Source organism: Micromonospora sp. NPDC005163, assembly GCF_053599835.1.
The window spans coordinates 1-20,957 of sequence record NZ_JBSFYP010000096.1 but is presented as its reverse complement, the minus strand read 5'-3'; the positions used below and the strand labels follow the sequence as shown (position 1 = coordinate 20,957).

The 20,957-nt window shown below is 71.9% G+C and carries 18 protein-coding genes and 1 pseudogene; 7 read left to right on the top strand and 12 right to left on the bottom strand.

All coding sequences use genetic code 11. The features are described 5' to 3' along the window. Positions 1-327: 327 nt before the first annotated feature. The 3 genes from ACWD6N_RS34865 to ACWD6N_RS34855 all read right to left on the bottom strand — a co-directional run bounded on the left by ACWD6N_RS34865 (position 328) and on the right by ACWD6N_RS34855 (position 2,840). Positions 328-1,248 carry an ATP-grasp domain-containing protein gene (locus tag ACWD6N_RS34865; protein WP_354968150.1) on the bottom strand — a complete coding sequence of 307 codons (921 nt, stop codon included), beginning with the start codon at positions 1,246-1,248 and terminating at the stop codon, positions 328-330. Positions 1,249-1,262: 14 nt separating this feature from the next. Beyond that, a complete protein-coding gene (locus tag ACWD6N_RS34860) occupies positions 1,263-1,598 on the bottom strand; it encodes a hypothetical protein (protein ID WP_089019865.1) in 336 nt (111 codons plus the stop codon). A gap of 288 nt (positions 1,599-1,886) precedes the next feature. Further along, positions 1,887-2,840, bottom strand: a complete 954-nt coding sequence (locus ACWD6N_RS34855; protein WP_450006296.1) for a heme o synthase — start codon at positions 2,838-2,840, stop codon at positions 1,887-1,889. A gap of 263 nt (positions 2,841-3,103) precedes the next feature. On the opposite strand from ACWD6N_RS34855, the gene tkt reads away from it, so the two are divergent. From tkt to pgl, 6 genes are all read left to right on the top strand, one after another. Next, positions 3,104-5,242 carry a transketolase gene (tkt, locus tag ACWD6N_RS34850; RefSeq protein WP_450006294.1) on the top strand — a complete coding sequence of 713 codons (2,139 nt, stop codon included), beginning with the start codon at positions 3,104-3,106 and terminating at the stop codon, positions 5,240-5,242. A gap of 16 nt (positions 5,243-5,258) precedes the next feature. After that, on the top strand, positions 5,259-6,437 hold the full coding sequence (tal, locus tag ACWD6N_RS34845) for a transaldolase (protein ID WP_354968153.1): 1,179 nt from the start codon (positions 5,259-5,261) through the stop codon (positions 6,435-6,437). Next, the gene (locus tag ACWD6N_RS34840; protein WP_450006293.1) at positions 6,434-8,083 is read left to right on the top strand and encodes a glucose-6-phosphate isomerase; all 1,650 of its coding nucleotides are present in this window, start codon (positions 6,434-6,436) and stop codon (positions 8,081-8,083) included. Before tal ends, ACWD6N_RS34840 begins: the two co-directional genes overlap by 4 nt. A 2-nt stretch (positions 8,084-8,085) precedes the next feature. After that, positions 8,086-9,636 (top strand): glucose-6-phosphate dehydrogenase, encoded by a 1,551-nt coding sequence (gene zwf, locus ACWD6N_RS34835; RefSeq protein ID WP_450006298.1) that lies wholly within the window; start codon positions 8,086-8,088, stop codon positions 9,634-9,636. 31 nt (positions 9,637-9,667) lie between these two features. Then, entirely contained in the window at positions 9,668-10,684 is a 1,017-nt protein-coding gene (locus ACWD6N_RS34830) for a glucose-6-phosphate dehydrogenase assembly protein OpcA (RefSeq protein WP_450006291.1), read from the top strand. Positions 10,685-10,832: 148 nt separating this feature from the next. Continuing rightward, a complete protein-coding gene (pgl, locus tag ACWD6N_RS34825) occupies positions 10,833-11,603 on the top strand; it encodes a 6-phosphogluconolactonase (RefSeq protein WP_354968156.1) in 771 nt (256 codons plus the stop codon). A 70-nt stretch (positions 11,604-11,673) separates the two neighbouring features. On the opposite strand, the gene ACWD6N_RS34820 is transcribed toward pgl, so the two are convergent. The 8 genes from ACWD6N_RS34820 to rapZ all read right to left on the bottom strand — a co-directional run bounded on the left by ACWD6N_RS34820 (position 11,674) and on the right by rapZ (position 18,715). Continuing rightward, the gene (locus tag ACWD6N_RS34820) at positions 11,674-12,015 is read right to left on the bottom strand and encodes an RNA polymerase-binding protein RbpA (RefSeq protein WP_450006289.1); all 342 of its coding nucleotides are present in this window, start codon (positions 12,013-12,015) and stop codon (positions 11,674-11,676) included. Positions 12,016-12,152: 137 nt separating this feature from the next. After that, positions 12,153-12,413, bottom strand: coding sequence for a preprotein translocase subunit SecG (gene secG / locus ACWD6N_RS34815; protein ID WP_089019857.1), 261 nt, complete (start codon positions 12,411-12,413; stop codon positions 12,153-12,155). A gap of 95 nt (positions 12,414-12,508) precedes the next feature. Beyond that, positions 12,509-13,300, bottom strand: coding sequence for a triose-phosphate isomerase (tpiA, locus tag ACWD6N_RS34810; protein WP_450006287.1), 792 nt, complete (start codon positions 13,298-13,300; stop codon positions 12,509-12,511). Then, on the bottom strand, positions 13,301-14,500 hold the full coding sequence (locus tag ACWD6N_RS34805) for a phosphoglycerate kinase (protein WP_450006285.1): 1,200 nt from the start codon (positions 14,498-14,500) through the stop codon (positions 13,301-13,303). Further along, complete coding sequence (gap, locus tag ACWD6N_RS34800) at positions 14,497-15,501, bottom strand: type I glyceraldehyde-3-phosphate dehydrogenase (RefSeq protein WP_354968159.1); 1,005 nt, start codon at positions 15,499-15,501, stop codon at positions 14,497-14,499. Before gap ends, ACWD6N_RS34805 begins: the two co-directional genes overlap by 4 nt. Before the next feature lie 263 nt (positions 15,502-15,764). Further along, positions 15,765-16,745, bottom strand: coding sequence for a DNA-binding protein WhiA (gene whiA / locus ACWD6N_RS34795; protein ID WP_358111309.1), 981 nt, complete (start codon positions 16,743-16,745; stop codon positions 15,765-15,767). A gap of 54 nt (positions 16,746-16,799) precedes the next feature. After that, on the bottom strand, positions 16,800-17,834 hold the full coding sequence (locus ACWD6N_RS34790; protein ID WP_450006282.1) for a gluconeogenesis factor YvcK family protein: 1,035 nt from the start codon (positions 17,832-17,834) through the stop codon (positions 16,800-16,802). Continuing rightward, positions 17,831-18,715 (bottom strand): RNase adapter RapZ, encoded by an 885-nt coding sequence (gene rapZ / locus ACWD6N_RS34785; protein WP_387330371.1) that lies wholly within the window; start codon positions 18,713-18,715, stop codon positions 17,831-17,833. Before rapZ ends, ACWD6N_RS34790 begins: the two co-directional genes overlap by 4 nt. A 228-nt stretch (positions 18,716-18,943) precedes the next feature. Here rapZ and recQ point away from each other — a divergent pair, with 228 nt between their 5' ends. Continuing rightward, a complete protein-coding gene (gene recQ, locus ACWD6N_RS34780) occupies positions 18,944-20,797 on the top strand; it encodes a DNA helicase RecQ (protein ID WP_450006280.1) in 1,854 nt (617 codons plus the stop codon). Between the two features lie 70 nt (positions 20,798-20,867). On the opposite strand, the pseudogene ACWD6N_RS34775 reads toward recQ, so the two are convergent. Further along, a pseudogene (locus ACWD6N_RS34775) lies at positions 20,868-20,957 on the bottom strand (C39 family peptidase); the annotation flags it as partial.

Sequence of the window (20,957 nt, the reverse complement as noted above, 5' to 3'; positions counted from 1 at the left end):
CCGCGCCCCGCGCCCCGCGCCCCGCGCCCCGCGCCCCGCGCCCCGCGCCCCGCGCCAAGATCGTGCTCGTTCCTGGCTGTAGTGGTGTCGGCCGCGCGGGATGCCATGCCACTACATCCAGGATGTTGCGCGATCTTGCGGGCTGTAGGCCCGCCACGCGATCTTGCCGGCCGAAGCCCGCCACGCGTTGTCGGCTGTGGCCCCACCGTCCGCGGGTCGGTCCGCCCGACCCGAGATCCGCGCAACCTCAGAAGAGGCGTGGCGCACCGCGGCCACAACTTCATACGCAAGTTGCGCGGATCTCGGAGTGGGGACGCCCTGCGAAGGTCAGCCGCGGCGGGCCAGGTGGGTGGTGACGGCCTCGGCGAGGCGGTCGGGTGCGCCGTCGGCGTAGCCGATGAAGAGCGACGGCTCGGTCAGCTCGAGCTCGACCAGGACCGGCGCGCCGTCCGGGCCGGGGATCAGGTCGACCCGGGCGTAGAGCAGCTGAGCCGTGCCGCCCGGCACCACCGCCAGGGTCTTCTCCGCCACCGCCAGCTGTGCCGGGGCCGCGGTGCGGGCCGTGATCTCCTCGGCCTTGTAGAGCCCGTCCGGGCCGAGGTCCGGCCCGGTCAGCATCGGGCCCTTGCGGATCGCGTGGCTGAACGCGAGCCCGTCCGGACCGGCCAGGAAGAGCAGCGCCGTCTCGCCCTCGGTGTCGACCGCGGTCAGGTACGGCTGGATCATCGTCACCCGACCGGCGTCGGAGAGCCGGCGTACGTGCGCACCAGCGAGTTCCCGGTGTTCCGGGTCGGCCAGGTCGTACCGGCCGGTGTCCTGGCTGCCCGCGCTGACCGCCGGCTTGATCACGTACTCACCGGTGTCGGCCGGCGGCAGCCAGCTCTCCCCCGGCTCGACCCAGGACGTCGGCACGGTCGGCACACCGGCCGCGCTGAGCTCGGCGAGGTAGCGCTTGTCGGTGTTCCACCGCACCACGTCGGCCGGGTTGACCAACGCCGGTACGGAGGCGGCCCAGGCGACGAACTCGTCGCGGCGCAGCGCGTAGTCCCACGGTGAGCGGAGCACGATGAGGTCATAGGAGGACCAGTCGACGTCCGGGTCGTCCCAGACGACCGCCTCGGCGGCGATCCCCCGGGCGGCGAGCGGGGCGAGGACCAGCCGGTCGTCCGGGTCGAGGTCGACGAGGTCTGTGCAGGTCACGAGAGCGACCCGGGGTTCCCCCCGGGTCGACTGATAGTGGTTGGTCAATTCAGGTGTCTATCTCAGCGGGCCATCGTGCGCCGGGCCATCGACCGCCAGAGGTCGTTGCTCGGGCGCATCTGGTCCATCAGTTCACGCTCCCAGGCGTTCTCGACGGTGACTCCCGCCTTGGCGCACGCCTCCCGCGCGGTGACGGTGTCGTCGGCGAACTGGTCGCCCCACTCACCGTCGGTACCCACGAGGACGATTCGCGCGCCACGCTTGCCGACGTACTCGATGACCGCCTTCGCTCCGCCGTGTCCGGCGGCGAACGCCCTGAGGCCCGCGACCAGGCCGTGGGGCGCCTGCTCGCCGGCGGTCTGCTCGGCCGTCAGCGTCGTATCGGAACCATCTGCCATGACGCGAAGCCTAAGCAGAGTTGCACTCGGAAGGGCGAGAACCATGGAGCTTTTGTGATGCCAATTACCTACAGGCTTAAGGAAGACCACAGGTTTGCTGTCCGGTTTTATCAGGACTTTTGCGCTCAAAGCACGTGGCTAAATCCGGACTCAATCCCCGCAGGTTGAGCCGATCTGACTCATGCTGAAAGTTACGCTGATGTGACGTTAAACCCGGACAACTCATCCATGACCGTGATTAGTCGAAGAATGCCACCCTCACCTGCGGCCGAGGCCGGGCGCCAGGGGTCAGATCAGCGCGTCGACCGCGACGGCCACGAAGAGGATGGTCAGGTACGTCGTCGACCAGTGGAACAGCCGCATCGGCTTGACCGCCTCGCCGCGCGTCGCCCGCCGGCAGAGCCGGTGCGCCTCGACCAGGAAGATGGCGCCCACCACCAGGGTCGGTACGCCATAGATCGCGCTGAGCCCCAGCGGCCAGACGGCGAGGGAGGTGAGCACGGTGAGCCAGGCGAAGATCAGGATCTCGGCGTTCACCCGGCGGGTGGAGGCCACCACCGGCAGCATCGGGATCCCGGCCCGGGCGTAGTCGTCCTTGTACTTCATGGCGAGCGGGTAGAAGTGCGGCATCTGCCAGAAGAAGACCACCGCGAACAGCCCCCAGGCGGCCGGCGCCAGCGAGCCGGTCACCGCCGCCCAACCGATCAGCACCGGCGCGGCCCCGCAGGCCCCGCCCCAGAAGGTGTTCGTCGGGGTGGAGCGCTTGAGCCACAGGGTGTAGACGAGGTCGTAGTAGGCGATCGCGGCGAGGGTCAGCCCGGCGGCCAGCAGGTTGGTGAGCGCCGCCATGAGGACGACCGAGACCGCCGCCAGCACCAGACCGAAGATCAACGCGCTCCGCGGCGACACGGTGTGCGCCGGCAGCGGCCGACGCTTCGTACGCCGCATCAACTGGTCGATGTCCCGGTCGATGTAACAGTTGAGCACGCTGGCCGCGCCCGCGGCGAGCGAGCCGCCGACCAGCACCACGGCCATCAGCCACAGCGACGGCAGACCGCCTTCGGCGAGCATCATCGTCGGAATGGTGGTGACCAGCAGCAACTCCACGATCCGCGGCTTGGTGAGCGCCACGTACGCCGAGAGGATCGCGCGCACGTCCCGCCGCGCCACCGGACCCTCGGCCGCCCGCGCCGGGGGGTGCCCGGCAGGGTTGCTCGCGGGGCGCTCGGTGATCATGCTCACGGATTGCCACCTTCCGGCATCGGCACGGGGAGATCGGATCGGCAAGACCCGCTCGGGTCCGCATCCGACCCACACACTACGCGTTGTCGTTTTGGCTGCCCGGCCGACCCGACAACGGTGCGGGCCGTCACACCACCGGGTCGAACGACGCGACGCGCCGCAACGTACCGAACACCATGCAGAGATCCCCGGGCGGACGTTTAGGAACGCTCGATAGGGTCACCAGTGAGGGTTCCGCCCATCTGCCGAGGAGCACAACCATCGTGGCTGCCAACCGACCCGAGCACTCCGCACTCAACTGGTCCGACCTCGACCGCCGGGCCGTCGACACCGTCCGTGTGCTGGCCATGGATGCCGTGGAGAAATCCGGCAACGGCCACCCGGGCACCGCGATGAGCCTGGCGCCCGCGGCGTACCTGCTCTTCAACCGGGTCATGCGGCACAACCCGGCCGACCCGAACTGGCCCGGCCGGGACCGGTTCGTGCTGTCCGCCGGGCACTCCAGCCTGACGCTCTACATCCAGTTGTTCCTCTCCGGCTACCCGATGAGCCTGTCCGACCTGCAGTCGCTGCGGCAGTGGGGCTCGCTCACCCCGGGTCACCCCGAGCACGGGCACACACCGGGCGTGGAGACCACCACCGGTCCCCTCGGGCAGGGCCTGGGCAACGCGGTCGGCATGGCCATGGCGGCCCGCCGCGAGCGCGGCCTGTTCGACCCGGAGACCGAGCCCGGCGCGTCCGTCTTCGACCACGACATCTGGTGCATCGTCTCGGACGGTGACATCGAGGAGGGCATCAGCCACGAGGCCAGCGCCCTCGCCGGGCACCAGCAGCTGGGCAACCTCACGGTGATCTACGACGACAACGAGATCTCGATCGAGGACGACACCCGGATCGCCAAGAGCGAGGACGTGGCCGCCCGCTACGAGGCGTACGGCTGGCACGTGCAGACGGTCGACTGGCGCATCGGCGACGCCGACCAGGGCGACTACCACGAGGACGCGGAGGCGCTCTACCAGGCGCTGCTGGCCGCCAAGGCGGAGACCGGGCGTCCCTCCTTCATCGCGCTGCGCACCATCATCGGCTGGCCCGCGCCCAACAAGCAGAACACCGGCAAGATCCACGGTTCGGCGCTCGGCGCCGACGAGGTGAAAGCCACCAAGCGGATCCTCGGCTTCGACCCGGACAAGACCTTCGACGTCGACGAGGAGGTGCTCGGCAACGCCCGGAAGGTGATGGCCCGCGGCTCCGCGGACCAGGAGCAGTGGACCACCGCGTTCGACGCCTGGAAGGCGGCGAACCCGGAGCGCACGGCGCTCTACGAGCGGATGGCCGGCCGGGTGCTGCCCGAGGGCTGGGCCGACGCGCTGCCCACCTTCCCCGCCGACGCCAAGGGCCTGGCCACCCGGGCCGCCTCCGGCAAGGTGCTGGAGGCGCTCGCGCCGGTGCTGCCGGAGCTGTGGGGCGGCTCGGCCGACCTGGCCGAGAGCAACAACACCACCATGAAGGGCGAGCCGTCCTTCATCCCGGCCACGCACGCCACCAAGGACTTCCCGGGCCACGAGTACGGCCGCACGCTGCACTTCGGCATCCGCGAGCACGCCATGGGAGCGATCCTCAACGGCATCGCCCTGCACGGCGGCACCCGCCCGTACGGCGGCACCTTCCTGGTGTTCAGCGACTACATGCGCCCCTCGGTGCGGCTGGCCGCGCTGATGAAGCTGCCGGTGACCTACGTCTGGACGCACGACTCGATCGGTCTCGGCGAGGACGGTCCGACCCACCAGCCGGTGGAGCACATGACCGCCCTGCGCGCCATCCCCGGCCTGGACGTGGTCCGCCCGGCCGACGCCAACGAGACCGCCTGGGCCTGGCGGCTGGCGCTGGAGCACACCGACCGCCCCACCGCGCTGGCGCTGAGCCGCCAGACGCTGCCGACGCTGGACCGCGACGTCCTAGGCGGTGCGGACGGGGTGGCCAAGGGCGGCTACGTGCTGGCCGAGGCGTCCAACGGCAAGCCGCAGGTGATCATCGTCGGCACCGGCTCCGAGGTGCAGCTCTGCCTGACCGCCCGGGAGCGCCTGGAGGCCGACGGCACGCCCACCCGGGTGGTTTCGATGCCCTGCCAGGAGTGGTTCTACGAGCAGGACGAGGCGTACCGGGAGTCGGTGCTCCCACGCGGGGTAAAGGCACGGGTGAGCGTGGAGGCGGGCATCGCGATGTCCTGGCGCGGCGTCGTCGGCGACCTCGGCGAGAGCGTCAGCCTGGAGCACTACGGGGCGAGCGCCCCACACACCGTGCTCTTCGAGCAGTTCGGGTTCACCCCCGACCGGATCGTGGCGGCGGCACACGCCTCGCTGGCCCGGGTGGGCGACATCACCGGTTTCACGACCGGCAACTGAGGGGAGCGTGGACGGCATGACGGACAGGCTGAGTGAGCTCACCGCCACGGGTGTGGCGGTGTGGCTGGACGATATTTCCCGGGTACGCCTGAGCTCCGGCGGGCTGGACCAGCTGCGGCGGGAGAAGCGCGTCGTCGGTGTCACCACCAACCCGACGATCTTCGCGAAGGCGCTGAGCGACGCAGACGAGTACAACTGGCAGCTGCGCGACCTCGCCGCCCGTGGGGTGGACGTCGAGGAGGCCGTACGCATGCTCACCACGTACGACGTGCGGTGGGCCTGCGACGTGATGCGCCCGGCGCACGACCAGAGCGCCGGCGTCGACGGCCGGGTCTCCATCGAGGTGGACCCACGGTTGGCGCACGAGAGCGACCGGACGGTCGCCGAGGCCAAGGCGCTGTGGTGGCTGGTCGACCGGCCCAACCTCTTCATCAAGATCCCGGCCACCGAGGCGGGCCTCCCGGCGATCACCGCCACGCTGGCCGAGGGGATCAGCGTCAACGTGACCCTGATCTTCGGTCTGGACCGCTACTCCGCGGTGATGGAGGCGTTCCTGGCCGGCCTGGAGCAGGCCAAGGCGAACGGTCACGACCTTTCCACCATCGGGTCCGTGGCGTCCTTCTTCGTCTCCCGTGTCGACTCCGAGGTCGACAAGAGGCTCGAGAAGATCGGCTCCGATCCGGCGAAGGCGGTCAAGGGCAAGGCGGCCGTCGCCAACGCCCAGCTGGCGTACGAGCGCTACGGCGAGGTGTTCTCCTCCGACCGTTGGCAGGCGCTCGCCGACGCCGGCGCGCACCCCCAGCGCCCCCTGTGGGCCTCCACCTCGACGAAGAACCCGGACTACCGGGACGTCATCTACGTCGAGGAGCTGATCGCGCCCGGAACGGTCAACACCATGCCGGAGGCGGTCATCCACGCGTACGCCGACCACGGTGAGACCCACGGCGACACCATCACCGGCTCCTACGACGCGGCCCGCAAGGTCTTCACCGAGCTGGAGTCGGTCGGGGTGGACATGGCCGACGTGATCGCCACCCTGGAGCGCGAGGGCGTGGAGAAGTTCGCGACCAGCTGGCAGGAGCTGATCGACGGCGTCCGCAAGTCGCTGGACGCGGCGGCTAAGGGCAGGGGTGCGCCGAACAAGGCCGCCAAGGGCAACGCCAAGGCCGCCGAGAAGGCCGGTGGTAACGCATGAGCGACCTGCTGGCCGGGCCTGTGGAGGCCGCAGCCGGGCTCGCCGTGTACGGCGCGGACGCGGTCGACAAGTCCGCGCCCGCCTCGACCCGCGACGCGCTGATCAAGTCCGGCGTCGCGGGCAAGCTGGCGGCCAAGGACCCGAGCCTGTGGGGGCCGGACGCCGAAGCCGAGGCGAAGATCCGGCTGGGCTGGGTGGACACCCACCGGCGTAGCCGGGAGCTGCTGGCACAGCTGGCCGAGTTGACCGCGGAGCTGGCCGACCTGGACCACGTCGTGCTCGCCGGCATGGGCGGCTCGTCGCTGGCCCCCGAGGTGATCGCCCGCACCATGGGTCGGCCGCTGACGGTGCTGGACACGACCGACCCGGGCCAGGTCCGGGCGGCGCTGGGTGACCGGCTGGAGCGCACCGTGGTGGTGGTGGCCAGCAAGTCCGGCTCGACGGTGGAGACGGACAGCCACCGACGCGCCTACTGGCAGGCGTTCCTGGACGCCGGGATGACCGAGGCGGAGGCCGGTCGGCACTTCGTCATCGTCACCGACCCCGGCTCGCCGCTGGAGGCCACCGCCACCGAGATGGGCGCGTTCACCGTGCTGGCCGACCCGAACGTGGGCGGCCGGTACTCGGCGCTGACCGCGTTCGGGCTGGTGCCCTCGGCGCTGGCCGGGGTCGAGGTGGCGGAGCTGATCGACCAGGCCGACGCGTTGGCCGCGTCGCTCGCCGGGGATCGGGACAACCCGGCCCTCGCGCTGGGCGCCGCGCTGGGCGCCGCCGCAACGCTGGCCCAGGACAAGGTCGCACTGATCTCCGACGGCACCGGCATCGAGGGGTTCGGCGACTGGGCCGAGCAGTTGATCGCCGAGTCGACCGGCAAGGCCGGGGTGGGCATCCTGCCGGTGGTCGTCGAGTCTCCACAGAGCGCCGGCGCCACCGGCCCGGACGTGCTGACCGTCAGCTACGGCGGCGCACTGGCCCCCGGTGACACGCCGGGCGGCGGAGCCGACCCGGACGTGGCGGTCAACGGCCCACTCGGCGCGCAGTTCCTGGCCTGGGAGTACGCGACCGCGGTGGCCGGGGTGGTGCTCGGCATCGACCCGTTCAACCAGCCGAACGTCACCGAGTCCAAGGAGAACACCAACAAGATCCTGGCCTCGGGCCTGCCGGCGGAGACGCCGTCGTTCACCGAGGGCGCGATCGAGGTGTACGCGCCGCAGGGCGCCCCCGGTGACCTGGCCGGCGTACTGCGCTGGCTGCTCGACGGGATGGGCGACGACGGCTACCTGGCGGTGATGGCGTACCTGGACCGGTTCGCCGACGCGGACGCGGGCCGGCTGCGTTCGCTGCTGGCCGAAGCGGCCGGCCGGCCGGTCACCTTCGGTTGGGGACCACGGTTCCTGCACTCCACCGGCCAGTACCACAAGGGCGGCCCGCAGGTGGGCAGCTACCTGCAGGTGACCGGCGCGGTCGCCGAGGACCTGCCGGTGCCGGGCAAGCCGTACACCTTCGGCGAGTTGCAGGCGGCACAGGCCGCCGGTGACCGGCAGGCCCTCGTGGGCCGGGAGCGGCCGCTCCTGCGGCTGCACCTGACCGACCGGGCCGCCGGCGTCGCCCAACTGCTCGACGCGGCCGGTGAGCTGCGGGCGTGAGGATGGACGACGTGACGCAAGCGGAGCGAGGAGGCGGCGTGAACCCGCTGCGCGACCCGCAGGACCGCCGGCTGCCCCGGATCCCCGAGCCGTGCGCTCTGGTGATCTTCGGGGTGACCGGCGACCTGGCCCGCAAGAAGCTGCTCCCGGCGGTCTACGACCTGGCCAACCGGGGGCTGCTCCCGCCTGGTTTCGTGGTGCTCGGCTTCGCCCGCCGCGACTGGGGTGACGGCGACTTCGAGACGCTGGCCTGCGAGGCGGCACGCAAGCACGCGCGTACTCCGTGGCGGGACGAGGTGTGGGCACGGCTGGCCGGCAACATCAAGTTCGTCGGCGGGTCGTTCGACGACGACGCCGCCTTCGACCAGCTCGCCACGACGCTGGACGAGCTGCGGCAGAGCCACGGCATCACCGGCAACGCGGCGTTCTACTTCTCCATCCCTCCGCCCGCTTTCCCGGTCGTGCTCAAGCAACTGGCCCGCACCGGGATGGCCGACAACGAGAAGTCCGGCGGCTGGCGCCGGGTGGTGGTGGAGAAGCCGTTCGGCAACGACCTGCCCTCGGCGAAGGCGCTCAACGACCTGGTCGACGACGTCTTCACCCGCCAGGACGTCTTCCGCATCGACCACTACCTGGGCAAGGAGACGGTCCAGAACATCCTCGCCCTGCGGTTCGCCAACAACCTGTTCGAGCCGCTGTGGAACTCCAAGTACGTCGACTCGGTGCAGATCACCATGGCCGAGGACGTCGGCATCGGCAGCCGCGCGGGCTTCTACGACACCGTCGGCACCGCCCGCGACGTACTCCAGAACCACCTGCTCCAGCTCCTGGCCCTGGTGGCGATGGAGGAGCCGACCAGCTTCGACGCCGACGAGATCCGGACCGAGAAGCTGAAGGTGCTCAGGGCGATCACCCTGCCCAAGGACGTGGCCCGGGACACCGTCCGCGGCCAGTACCTGCCGGGGTGGGTCGGCGGTGAGCGCGCGGTCGGCTACCTGGAGGAGCAGGGCGTTCCCTCCGACTCCACCACCGAGACGTACGTGGCGGTGCGGCTCGGCATCCAGAACCGCCGCTGGGCCGAGGTGCCGTTCTACATCCGGGCCGGCAAGCGGCTGCCCCGGCGGGTCACCGAGGTCGCCATCATGTTCAAGAAGGCGCCGCACCTGCCGTTCAACGACGCCGACATGGAGTCGCTGGGCAACAACCAGCTGGTCATCCGGGTCCAGCCGGACGAGGGCGTGGTGCTCAAGTTCGGCTCGAAGGTGCCGGGCACCACGATGGAGGTCCGCGACATCGCGATGGACTTCCAGTACGGCGAGGCGTTCACCGAGTCCAGCCCGGAGGCGTACGAGCGGCTGGTGCTGGACGTGCTGATCGGCGACCGCACGCTCTTCCCGGACGCGGCGGAGGTCGAGCAGAGCTGGCAGGTGATCGACCCGCTGGAGCACGCCTGGGACGGCACCACGCCGGAGCCGTACCGCTCCGGCGAGTGGGGGCCTCGGGCAGCCGACGAGATGCTGGCCCGCGAGGACCGCGCCTGGCGGCGAGCGTGAGCGAGCGCAGCGAGCGAACCAGGAGGCTCCAGTGATCGGGCTGTGGGACACCACCGGCAACGAGGTGGTCAAGGCGCTCGCCGCCGAGCGGCGCAGCGCCGGCGGGGTGGCCAGCGGCATGGCGCTCACCCTCATCGTGGTGGTGGACGAGAAGCGGGTCCGGGAGGCGGAGGCGGCGGCGACGATCGCGGCGGCCGCCCACCCGTGCCGGCTGGTGGTGGTGGTCCGCTCCGAGATCGAGCGGGACCGCAACCGGCTGGACGCGGAGATCGTGGTCGGTGGCCGGCTCGGCCCGTGCGAGGCGGTGGTCACCCGCATGTACGGGCGGCTGGCCCTGCACGCCGAGTCGGTCGTGATGCCGCTGCTGGTCCCGGACGTGCCGGTGGTCACCTGGTGGCACGGCGAGCCGCCGGCCGAGGTCGCCACCGACTTCCTCGGCGTGGTCGCCGACCGGCGGATCACCGACACGGCGCAGGCCACCGACCCGGTGGAGGCGCTGCGGCAGCGGGCCCGGGACTACGCCCCGGGCGACACCGATCTGGCGTGGACCCGGATCACCCCGTGGCGGAGCCTGGTCGCCGGGGCGTTCGACACCACCGAGGCGCGGGTCACCGAGGCGACCATCGTGGCGCCGCCCAGCGACCCGACGGCGGAGCTGATGGCCGGTTGGCTTGGCAGCCGGCTCGGCATCACCCCACGCCGGGTGGCGAGCGACGAGTTCCCGCGGATGCGCGAGGTGGAGCTGACCTGCGCCAACGGCGACCACCTGACGTTGACCCGCGAGGACAGCATGGCGGTGTTCCGGCGGACCGGCCAGGACGACCGGGCCCTGCCGCTGGTGCGTCGGCCGCTCGGTGACGAGCTCGCCGAGGAGCTGCGCCGGCTGGACGCCGACCAGGTGTACGCGGAGGCGTTGGGCGCCACCGCCGGGCTGCGCGGCCTGGAGCAGCGCCCATCGCAGCGGGTGCACGTCTGGAAGGATCCGGCCACCGCCCAGCGCGCCGAGGCCGGGGTCACCGCGCACGCCGGCACGAGCGGCGAGCGCTGAGCCCGCCGGCGTCCGGGGCACCACATCGGGCAGGGTCCGGTGACCCTGGTCCCTGCCTCCGGGGCACTCCGCCCCGCCACATCCGGGCACCGGCCCGGGCACGACGCGACAGCGACCGCCCCGCGGTCGGGAAACGAAGGCACAACCAATGAGTGAGGCGACTGTCGCCGTCCACGCCGACGCCGATCTGCTGGCGCAGGCCGTGGCGGCCCGGCTGCTGGTGAAGCTGCTCGACGCCCAGGCCGACCGGGGCGAGGCCTCGGTGGTGCTCACCGGCGGGCGGATCGCCGCAGCCGTGTACCGGGCGGTGGCACATCTGCCGGCCCGCGACGCGGTGGACTGGTCCCGGGTCGACGTGTGGTGGGGCGACGAGCGGTTCCTGCCCGCCGGCGACCCGGAGCGCAACGAGACCCAGGCCCGCGCCGCCCTGCTGGACGTGGTGCCGCTGAACCCGGCCCGGGTGCACCCGATGCCCGCCTCCGACGGCCCGGCCGGCAACGACCCCGAGGCGGCTGCCGCCGCGTACGCGGAGGAGCTGGCGCGCGCCGCCCGACCCGGGCACGCCGTGCTGCCGCACTTCGACGTGCTGATGCTGGGCGTCGGGGAGGACGGGCACGTTGCGTCGATCTTCCCCGAGCACCCGGTGCACTACGAGAGCCGGCCGTGCAGCGCGGTGCGGGGCAGCCCGAAGCCGCCGCCGGTGCGGACCACGCTCACCCTGTCGACGATCAACACCGCCGAGGAGGTCTGGCTGGTGGCTGGCGGCGCGGACAAGGCGCGGGCGGTGGGCATGGCGCTGGCCGGGGCCGGACCGGTGCAGTTGCCGGCCGCCGGGGTGCACGGCGTGGACCGTACCCGCTGGCTGCTGGACCGGGCGGCGGCCGCCGACGTGCCCGCCCGCCTGCGCAGCCTGCGCTGACCGCTGCGCACCCCGCGCTGAAAGGAAGGGTCCCTTATTAACGCGTAGCGTTAATAAGGGACCCTTCCTTTCATTCGCCCCGGCGGCGGCGCAGCGCGGCGAGCGCCTCGGCCAGCAGCGCCTCGCCCTCCTCGGCGGTACGCCGCTCCTTCACGTACGCCAGGTGGCTCTTGTACGGCTCGGCGCGGGCCCGCCCGGGCGGGTTCTGCGCGTCCTGCCCGGCGGGCAGACCGCAGCGGGGACAGTCCCACAGCGGCGGCGCCACGGCGTCCGCGGCGATCCGGATGCTGGTCCGGTGGTCGTTGCGGCACCAGTAGGTGACGTCCTGTCGGGGGGCGGGAGGGTGTCGCTCGTCCTGACGGACGGGTGCGGACCCGATCCGGGCGCCGCGGATGACATTGCCACTCGGCACGGCTGCTCGCTCCTGTCGTCGGAGGGACCCGCCGTCTTCAGGGGTGGGCGGCGGGCGACGCGGTGCAGCGGAGAAAAGCCTGCGCGCGGCCCGTCTGGTGACGGACCGCGCGCAGATTGTACGACTTTACGGGCTGCTCAGGCGCCGCTGTTCATCTGGAGGCGGAGCCAGAGCCCCAGCCCGATGATGGCGGCGAACCAGACGACACTCACCAGAACGGTGTAGCGGTCCAGGTTCTTCTCCGCCACCGAAGAGCCGGCGAGGCTGGAGCTGACGCCACCGCCGAACATGCTCGACAGACCGCCGCCCTTGCCGCGGTGCAGCAGGATGAGCAAGGTGAGCAGGACGCTCGTGATGATCAGCAACACGATCAACGTGTATGCGAACCAGATCGGCATGGCTGGGGTCAGTCCTCTCGTAGCGATCCTCGCCCGGTCTGATCGGGCACGGCGGCACCGACCGGCGGACGGGCGGGGTCAAGGATACCGAGCGATCAGCGGGCGATGTGCTCCGGGAACCGGCAGATCTGCGCGAATTCCTCCGCGTCCAGGCTGGCGCCACCCACCAGGCCCCCGTCCACGTCCGTCTGGCCCATGATCGTGGCGATGTTGGACGCCTTGACCGAGCCGCCGTAGAGGACCCGGACCTGGTCCGCGGTGTCCTGGCCGAAGCGCTCCACCAGCCGCTGGCGGACCGCGCCGCAGACCTCCTGGGCGTCCCCCGGCGTCGCGGTCTTGCCGGTACCGATCGCCCAGACCGGCTCGTACGCGATCACCACCTGCCGCACCTGCTCGGGGGTGAGCCCGGCGAGGCCACCGTCGAGCTGGTCGGAGCAGTGCGCCACGTGGCCGCCCTGCTCGCGAACGTCCAGCCCCTCCCCCACGCAGAGGATCGGGGTCAGGCCGTGCGCCAGCGCCGCCTTCACCTTGGCGTTGACCAGCGCGTCGTCCTCGTGTTGGTAGGCCCGCCGCTCGGAGTGCCCGACGACGACGTACGAGCACCCGAGCTTGGCCAGCATCGCGCCCGAGATCTCCCCGGTGTACGCGCCCGACGCGTGCGGCGAGAGGTCCTGCGCGCCGTACCCGATGAGCAGCTTGTCCCCGTCCACCGCCGTCTGCACGGTGCGCAGATCGGTGAAGGGCGGCAGGACGACCGTCTCCACCTCGGTGAGCTGCTTCTCGGTGAGGCTCGCGGCCAGCTTCTGCACCAGCAGGTTGGCCTCGAGGTGGTTGAGGTTCATCTTCCAGTTGCCGGCCATCAGTGGCCGGCGGGCGGTGCTCGCCATTCAGTTCTCCAGGGCCGCGATGCCGGGGAGGGTCTTGCCCTCGAGGTATTCCAGGGAGGCGCCGCCGCCGGTGGAGATGTGCCCGAAGGACGTCTCGTCGAGGCCCAGCGCACGGACCGCCGCCGCCGAGTCGCCGCCACCGACGACGCTGAACGCGTCGGCCTTGGTGATCGCCTCGGCGACCCCCCGGGTGCCCGCCGCGAACGCCGGCATCTCGAACACGCCCATCGGGCCGTTCCAGAAGACCGTCTTCGCCTGGGACAGCGCGGCGGCGAAGCCGGCCACCGTCTCCGGGCCGATGTCCAGACCCAGCCGGTGGCTCGGGATGCCGTCGACGCGGACCGTGTCGTGCGTGGCGTCCGGGGCGAACGCGTCCGCGACCACCACGTCGACCGGGAGCATGATCTTGCCTGCGGCCCGCTCCAGCAGGTTGCCGCAGGTCTCGACCATGTCCTTCTCCAGCAGCGAGGTGCCCACCTCCAGGCCCTGGGCCTTGAGGAAGGTGAAGCACATGCCGCCGCCGATGAGCAGCCGGTCGACCGTGGGCAGCAGAGCCTCGATCACCGCCAGCTTGTCGGAGACCTTGGACCCGCCGAGCACCACCACGTACGGCCGCGCGGGGTCGCTGGTGAGCGTGGAGAGCACCTCCACCTCGCGCAGCACCAGCCGGCCGGCCACGTGCGGCAGCCGGGCCGGCACGTCGTACACGCTGGCGTGCTTGCGGTGCACGGCGCCGAACGCGTCGTCGACGTACGCGCCGCCGAACGCGGCGAGCTGATCGGCGAAAGCGCCCCGCTCGGCGTCGTCCTTGCTGGTCTCACCCGCGTTGAAGCGCAGGTTCTCCAGAAGGGCGACCTGGCCGTCGGCCAGGCCCGCGACGGTGGAGCGGGCGGAGTCGCCGACCGTGTCGGTGGCGAAGTGCACCGGCGCGCCGAGCAGCTCACCGAGCCGCCCGGCGACCGAGCGGAGGCTGAACTGCTGGTCCGGCGTGCCCTTCGGACGACCCAGGTGCGAGCAGACGACCACCTTGGCACCGGCCTCGACCAGCGCGCCGAGGGTCGGCAGCACCGCGCGGATGCGCCCATCGTCGCTGATGGCGCCGGTCTGCTTGTCGAGCGGGACGTTCAGGTCGGCGCGCACCAGCACGCGCCGACCCGACACCCCCTCGGCGAGCAGGTCGTCGAGGGTACGGATGCTCACAGCGACGAACCCACCAGCTTGACCAGGTCGACCAGGCGGTTGGAGTAGCCCCACTCGTTGTCGTACCAGCCGACGACCTTGACCTGGTTGCCGACCACCTTGGTCAGCGGCGCGTCGAAGATGCACGACGCCGGGTCGGTGACGATGTCGGTGGAGACGATCGGGTCCTCGTTGTAGACCAGGATGCCCTTGAGCGGGCCGTCCGCGGCGGCCTTGAGCGCGGCGTTGACCTCGTCCACGGTGGTCTCGCGACCCACGTTGACGGTGAGGTCGGTGACCGAGCCGGTCGGGATCGGCACCCGCAGGGCGTACCCGTCGAGCTTGCCCTTGAGGTCCGGCAGCACCAGGCCGATCGCCTTGGCGGCGCCGGTGGAGGTCGGCACGATGTTCAGCGCGGCGGCCCGGGCCCGGCGGAGGTCCTTGTGCGGGGCGTCCTGGAGGTTCTGGTCCTGGGTGTACGCGTGGATCGTCGTCATCAGACCGTGCTGGATGCCGAACGTGTCGTGCAGGACCTTCGCCATCGGGGCGAGGCAGTTGGTGGTGCACGAAGCGTTGGAGATGATGGTGTGCTTCGCCGGGTCGTAGGTGTCCTGGTTGACGCCCATGACGACCGTGACGTCCTCGTTCTTCGCCGGGGCGGAGATGATGACCTTCTTGGCCCCGCCGGCGACGTGCGCCTTGGCCTTGGTGGCGTCGGTGAAGAAGCCGGTCGACTCGATGACGACGTCGGCGCCGACCTCGCCCCACGGCAGCGACGCCGGGTCCTTCTCGGCGTACGCCTTGATGGTCTTGCCACCGACGGTGATCTCGTCGGCGGTCGCCTTGACCTCGTACGGCAGGCGACCCAGGATGCTGTCGTACTTGAGCAGGTGGGCGAGCGTGGCGTTGTCGGTCAGGTCGTTCACCGCCACAACCTCGATGTCGGCGTCGGACGCCAGCACTGCCCGGAAGAAGTTACGGCCGATCCGGCCGAAGCCGTTGATGCCAACCCGGATGGTCACAGGTCCCATCTCCTCGCGTTCTGGTCCGCCGGCTTCAGACAACGGGCCGGCGGAGTGGTGTGCGCCGACCGCTGGAGCCGGCCGTTGACGGTTCATCTCGGCCACCCCGCCGCGGTCTGAGGACCTGACCGCCCGAGGCGGTGGGCACGACGAGGAGTGCCTGTGTCGGCCCCCTTGCCGTACGCAGCGACCATATCCGAGCGTGCGCGGCCACGCTGCGCCGGGTGGTGTTCCCGGGCGCACCGTGCGACCCCACCGTCCTATCAGACCACGAGCATGTCGGGCGTGACGGCCGCTTCGGTATCCGGGATGCCGAGGTCCCGGGCCCGCTTGTCGGCCAGCGCCAGCAGCCGGCGGATCCGCCCGGCGATGGCGTCCTTGGTCAGCGGAGGCTCGGCCAGCGCGCCCAGCTCCTCCAGCGACGCCTGCCGGTGCTCCAGGCGCAGCCGGCCAGCGTCGGTCAGGTGGTTGGGCGCCTCGTCGGCGAGGATCTCCAGCGCCCGGGTCACCCGGGCGGCGGCGGCCACGGCGGCGCGCGCCGAGCGGCGCAGGTTGGCGTCGTCGAAGTTGGCCAGCCGGTTGGCGGTGGCCCGTACCTCGCGGCGGACCCGGCGCTCCTCCCAGGCCAGCACGCTGGAGTGCGCGCCGATCCGGGTGAGCAGCGCGGCGATGGCGTCACCGTCCTTGACCACCACCCGGTCCACCCCGCGCACCTCGCGGTTCTTGGCGGTGATCCCGATCCGACGGGCCGCGCCGACCAGCGCCAGCGCCGACTCCGGCCCCGGACAGGTGATCTCCAGGGCGCTGGAGCGGCCGGGCTCGGTGAGCGAGCCGTGCGCCATGAAGGCGCCCCGCCAGGCGGAGACCGCGCAGCAGACGTTCGCCGCCACCACGTGCGGGGGCAGCCCGCGTACCGGCCGGCCGCGTACGTCCAGCAGGCCGGTCTGCCGGGCCAGGGCCTCGCCGTCCTTGACCACGCGGACGATGAAGTGGCTGCCCTTGCGCAGGCCGCCGGAGGCCAGCACGTGGATCTCACTGGAGTACCCGTAGACCTCAGCGATCTCCCGGCGCAGCCGTCGGGCCACCGCCCCGGTGTCCAGCTCCGCCTCCACCACCACGCGGCCGGAGACGATGTGCAGGCCCCCGGCGAAGCGCAGCAGTGCCGCCATCTCCGCCCGCCGACAGCAGGGCTTGGGCACGTCGACCCGACTCAGCTCGTCCTTGACCGCAGCCGTCATCGCCATTGTGCGTCCCCTCACGGACCGGTTCCGGCGTGTCGCCGGAGATTACGTACGTGTCTAACGATCGGCGCCCAGGACAGGCACCAGCGCGGCGCCCAGGGCAGCCGGATCATGGCGGGGAGTGCCGTCGATGACGGCGACGGGGGCGAGGACCAGGCGGGCACCCAGCGATTCTGCCGCACGTTCGACCGGTTCGGGGTCACCCACCGCCTTGGCGTCGGCCAGCACAAGATCCACCTTGAGCTCGGGAAGGTACCAGTGCAGCGCCGCGAGGTGGTCGGCGACGGAGAGCCCGAGGGTCTCCTTCTCCGCGGCGAGGTTCAGGGTGACCAGTCGCCGGGCCGGGCTGGACACGATCGCGTCGGCCAGCTGCGGCACCAGCAGGTGCGGCAGCACGCTGGTGTACCAGCTGCCCGGCCCGAAGATCAGCCAGTCCGCCGCGCCGATCGCGGCCAGCGCCTCGGCGCAGGCCGCCGGGGCGGTCGGGCTGAGCCGCAGCGACTCGACCCGCCCGGTGGTGACCGCCACCTGGTGCTGGCCGCGCACGGTGCGCACCTCGTCCGGCGCGGCCGGGTCGGCGCCCCGCACCCGGGCCTCGATGCCCACCGGTTCGCGGGACATGGGCAGCACCCGGCCGACCGCGCCGAGCATGGCGCCGGCGTGCTCCAGCGCGGCCACCGGGTCACCGAGCAGCTCCATCAGGCCGCAGAGCACCAGGTTGCCGACCGCGTGCCCGGCCAGCCCGTCGGCCCGGGCCTCCGCCCGGCCGGCGCCACCGTCCGGACCGCCCGCCGCCGGGTCCGCGCCGGTCGCCGCGTCGGCGGGCGCGGCGGCGAAGCGGTGCTGGAACAGCCCGGCGCTGCGCCGCGTGGCGGGATGGTCCCCGGCCAGCGCGACCAGCGCCTGCCGCAGGTCACCGGGGGGCAGGCCACCCCGCTCGGCGCGCAGCCGGCCGCTGGAGCCACCGTCGTCGCCGACCGTGACCACCGCGGTGATGTCCAGATCAAGTTCGGGGGCGCAGTGGCGCAGCGCGCGCAGCGAGGCGGAGAGGCCGTGCCCACCGCCGAACGCCACCACCCGGCGGGCCGTCATTCCCGCCCCAGGTCGCGGTGCTGGGCGTTGGCCGCCAACCCGGACTGACGCAACCGGCCGGCCAGCTCCTCGGCGATGGCCACGCTGCGGTGCTTGCCGCCGGTGCAGCCCACGGCGACCGTCAGATACCGCTTGCCCTCCCGCTCGAAGCCGGCCGTGGTGGCGTTGACCAGGTCGGCGTACGAGGCGACGAAGGCGTCGGCGCCCTCCTGGCCCAGCACGTACGCGCTGACCGCCTCCTCCCGCCCGGTGTGCTCGCGCAGCTCCGGCACCCAGTACGGGTTGGGCAGGAACCGGGCGTCCAGCACGAAATCGGCGTCCGGTGGCAGGCCGTACTTGAAGCCGAACGACAGCACGGTGACCCGCAGCCGGCGGGCGTCCTCGCCGCCGAACAGCTCCTCGATGCGTCGGCGGAGCTGGTTGACGTTCAGGTGGCTGGTGTCGATGATCACGTCGGCTTGGTCGCGAGCCTCCTCGAGCAGCCCACGCTCCACGGCGATGCCGTCGGCCAGCCGCCCGTCGCCCTGCAACGGGTGCGAACGCCGGACGCTCTCGAACCGCCGGATCAGCACCTCGTCGTCGGCGTCGACGAAGACCACCCGGGGTGAGAAGCCGCGCTCCTTGAGCTCCCGGATCGCCCCGGCCAGGTCCGTGGAGAAGGCGCGCGAGCGCACGTCCAGCACCATCGCGGTACGCCGGGCCGCGCCGCCGGCCTTGAACGCCAGCTCGGCCATGTCGAGCATCAGCGCCTGCGGCAGGTTGTCCACCACGTAGTACCCGACGTTCTCCAACGCCCGGGCGACCGTGCTGCGGCCGCCGCCGGAGAGCCCGGTGACCACCACGAGTGTGGTCTCCGACTCGGCCGTCGGCGGCCCGTCGATGGCCTCCGGGACGTCGATCCGGTCACTGGCTGTGCGCGCCTCGCTCACCCGTACCCCCAAGCCGTGGCGCCGCGGCCGCCATCGGCCGCGATTGGTCAATCAGCGACTCTATCCCGCCGCCCGGCCCAGGTCGGGCACCCGTCACCGGTCGGCCCGGCCCGGCCCGGTCACCCATCTCTCCGGGTGCGCCGGGCGTGCGCTGTCGGGGTGGGCTCGTAGACTCCGCGGATGGCTTCCCCCACCGACCTGCGTACCGAGGACGCGCTGCCGGTGCTGCGCCGGGTGTTCGGCTACGACGCCTTCCGCGGTTTCCAGCAGGAGGTGATCGACCACGTGGTGGCCGGCGGTGACGCGCTGGTGTTGATGCCCACCGGCGGCGGCAAGTCGCTCTGCTACCAGATCCCGGCGCTGGTCCGTGACGGCGTCGCGGTCGTCGTGTCCCCGCTGATCGCCCTGATGCAGGACCAGGTGGACGCGCTCACCGCGGTCGGTGTGCGGGCCGGCTTCCTCAACTCGACCCAGACTCTCGACGCCCGGCGCCGGGTCGAGGCGGCTTTCCTCGCCGGCGAGCTGGATCTGCTCTACCTGGCGCCGGAGGCGCTCGGCGTGCGGTCCACCCTCGCCCTGCTCGACCGGGGCAGGCTCGGGCTCTTCGCGATCGACGAGGCGCACTGCGTGTCCCAGTGGGGGCACGACTTCCGCCCCGACTACCTGGCGCTGTCGATGCTGCACGAGCGGTGGCCGGAGGTGCCCCGGATCGCGCTGACCGCCACCGCGACCAGCGCCACCCGCACCGAGATCGCCAGCCGGCTCAAGCTCGACGACGCCCGCCACTTCGTGGCCAGCTTCGACCGGCCCAACATCCAGTACCGGATCGTGCCCAAGCGCGAGCCACGCAAGCAGTTGCTGACCCTGCTGCGCGATGAGCACCCCGGCGACGCGGGGATCGTCTACTGCCTGTCCCGGGCCTCGGTGGACAAGACGGCCGAGTTCCTCACCGCCAACGGGATCGCCGCGCTGCCCTACCACGCCGGCCTGGACGCGGCCACCCGCGCCGCCAACCAGCAGCGCTTCCTGCGCGAGGACGGCCTGGTGATGGTGGCCACCATCGCCTTCGGCATGGGCATCGACAAGCCCGACGTCCGGTTTGTCGCGCACCTCGACCTGCCCAAGTCGGTCGAGGGCTACTACCAGGAGACTGGCCGCGCCGGCCGGGACGGGCTGCCGTCGACGGCCTGGCTGGCGTACGGGCTCCAGGACGTGGTCCAGCAGCGCAAGATGATCGAGACGTCCGACGGCGACCTTGCGCACCGCCGCAACCTCGCCGCGCACCTGGACGCGATGCTCGCGCTCTGCGAGACGGTGCGCTGCCGGCGCGTCCAGCTGCTCGAATACTTCGGCGAGCCGGCGACGGCCGCCTGCGGCAACTGCGACACCTGCCTCAACCCGCCGGAGTCCTGGGACGGCACGGTCGCCGCGCAGAAGTTGCTCTCCACCGTCTTTCGTCTCGACCGCGAGCGCAACCAGCGGTTCGGCGCGGGGCAGTGCATCGACATCCTGCTCGGCAAGCAGACCGACAAGATCAGCCAGCACGGCCACGACGGGCTCACCGTCTTCGGCATCGGCACCGAGCTGAGCGAGGCGGAGTGGCGGGGCGTGGTCCGGCAGTTGCTCGCCGAGGGGCTGCTCGCCGTGGAGGGCGACTACGGCACGTTGGCGCTGACCGAGGCGAGCGCCGAGGTGCTGGGGCGCCGGCGCACCGTCACGATGCGCCGCGAGCCGGAGAAGCCGGCGTCGAGCCGGTCGACGAAGCCGCGCGGCGCGGCCACCGTGGTCGCGGACCTGGGCCCGGCCGCCACGGCGGTCTTCGAGCGGCTGCGCGGCTGGCGGGCGGCCATCGCAAAGGAGCAGGGCGTGCCGGCGTACGTGATCTTCCACGACGCCACGCTGCGACAGATCGCGAGCGACGCGCCTGGCTCGCTGGCCGATCTGTCCCGGGTCAGCGGGGTCGGCGAGAACAAGCTCGCCAAGTACGGCGAGCAGATCCTGGCGGTCCTCGCCGCCGACACCGCCCCGGCCTGACGTCGAGCTGGGCATGACGAAAGGGCCGGACCCTGGTGGGGGTCCGGCCCTTGTCGCGGTGTTGCTTGGGTCAGCTGGTGGCGTAGCCGCGGGTGGCGATCCAGTCGGCGAGGTGCTCGACGGTGACCTCGTAGGAGGCGGTGTTCGCATCGGCGGAGTC

Coding starts and splice junctions, on each gene's coding strand:
- ACWD6N_RS34860 (WP_089019865.1), bottom strand. CDS start 1,598: ATGGCAGATGGTTCCGATACGACGCTGACGGCCGAGCAGACCGCCGGC.
- tal (WP_354968153.1), top strand. CDS start 5,259: ATGACGGACAGGCTGAGTGAGCTCACCGCCACGGGTGTGGCGGTGTGG.
- ACWD6N_RS34840 (WP_450006293.1), top strand. CDS start 6,434: ATGAGCGACCTGCTGGCCGGGCCTGTGGAGGCCGCAGCCGGGCTCGCC.
- zwf (WP_450006298.1), top strand. CDS start 8,086: ATGGACGACGTGACGCAAGCGGAGCGAGGAGGCGGCGTGAACCCGCTG.
- pgl (WP_354968156.1), top strand. CDS start 10,833: ATGAGTGAGGCGACTGTCGCCGTCCACGCCGACGCCGATCTGCTGGCG.
- secG (WP_089019857.1), bottom strand. CDS start 12,413: ATGCCGATCTGGTTCGCATACACGTTGATCGTGTTGCTGATCATCACG.
- tpiA (WP_450006287.1), bottom strand. CDS start 13,300: ATGGCGAGCACCGCCCGCCGGCCACTGATGGCCGGCAACTGGAAGATG.
- whiA (WP_358111309.1), bottom strand. CDS start 16,745: ATGGCGATGACGGCTGCGGTCAAGGACGAGCTGAGTCGGGTCGACGTG.
- ACWD6N_RS34790 (WP_450006282.1), bottom strand. CDS start 17,834: ATGACGGCCCGCCGGGTGGTGGCGTTCGGCGGTGGGCACGGCCTCTCC.
- recQ (WP_450006280.1), top strand. CDS start 18,944: ATGGCTTCCCCCACCGACCTGCGTACCGAGGACGCGCTGCCGGTGCTG.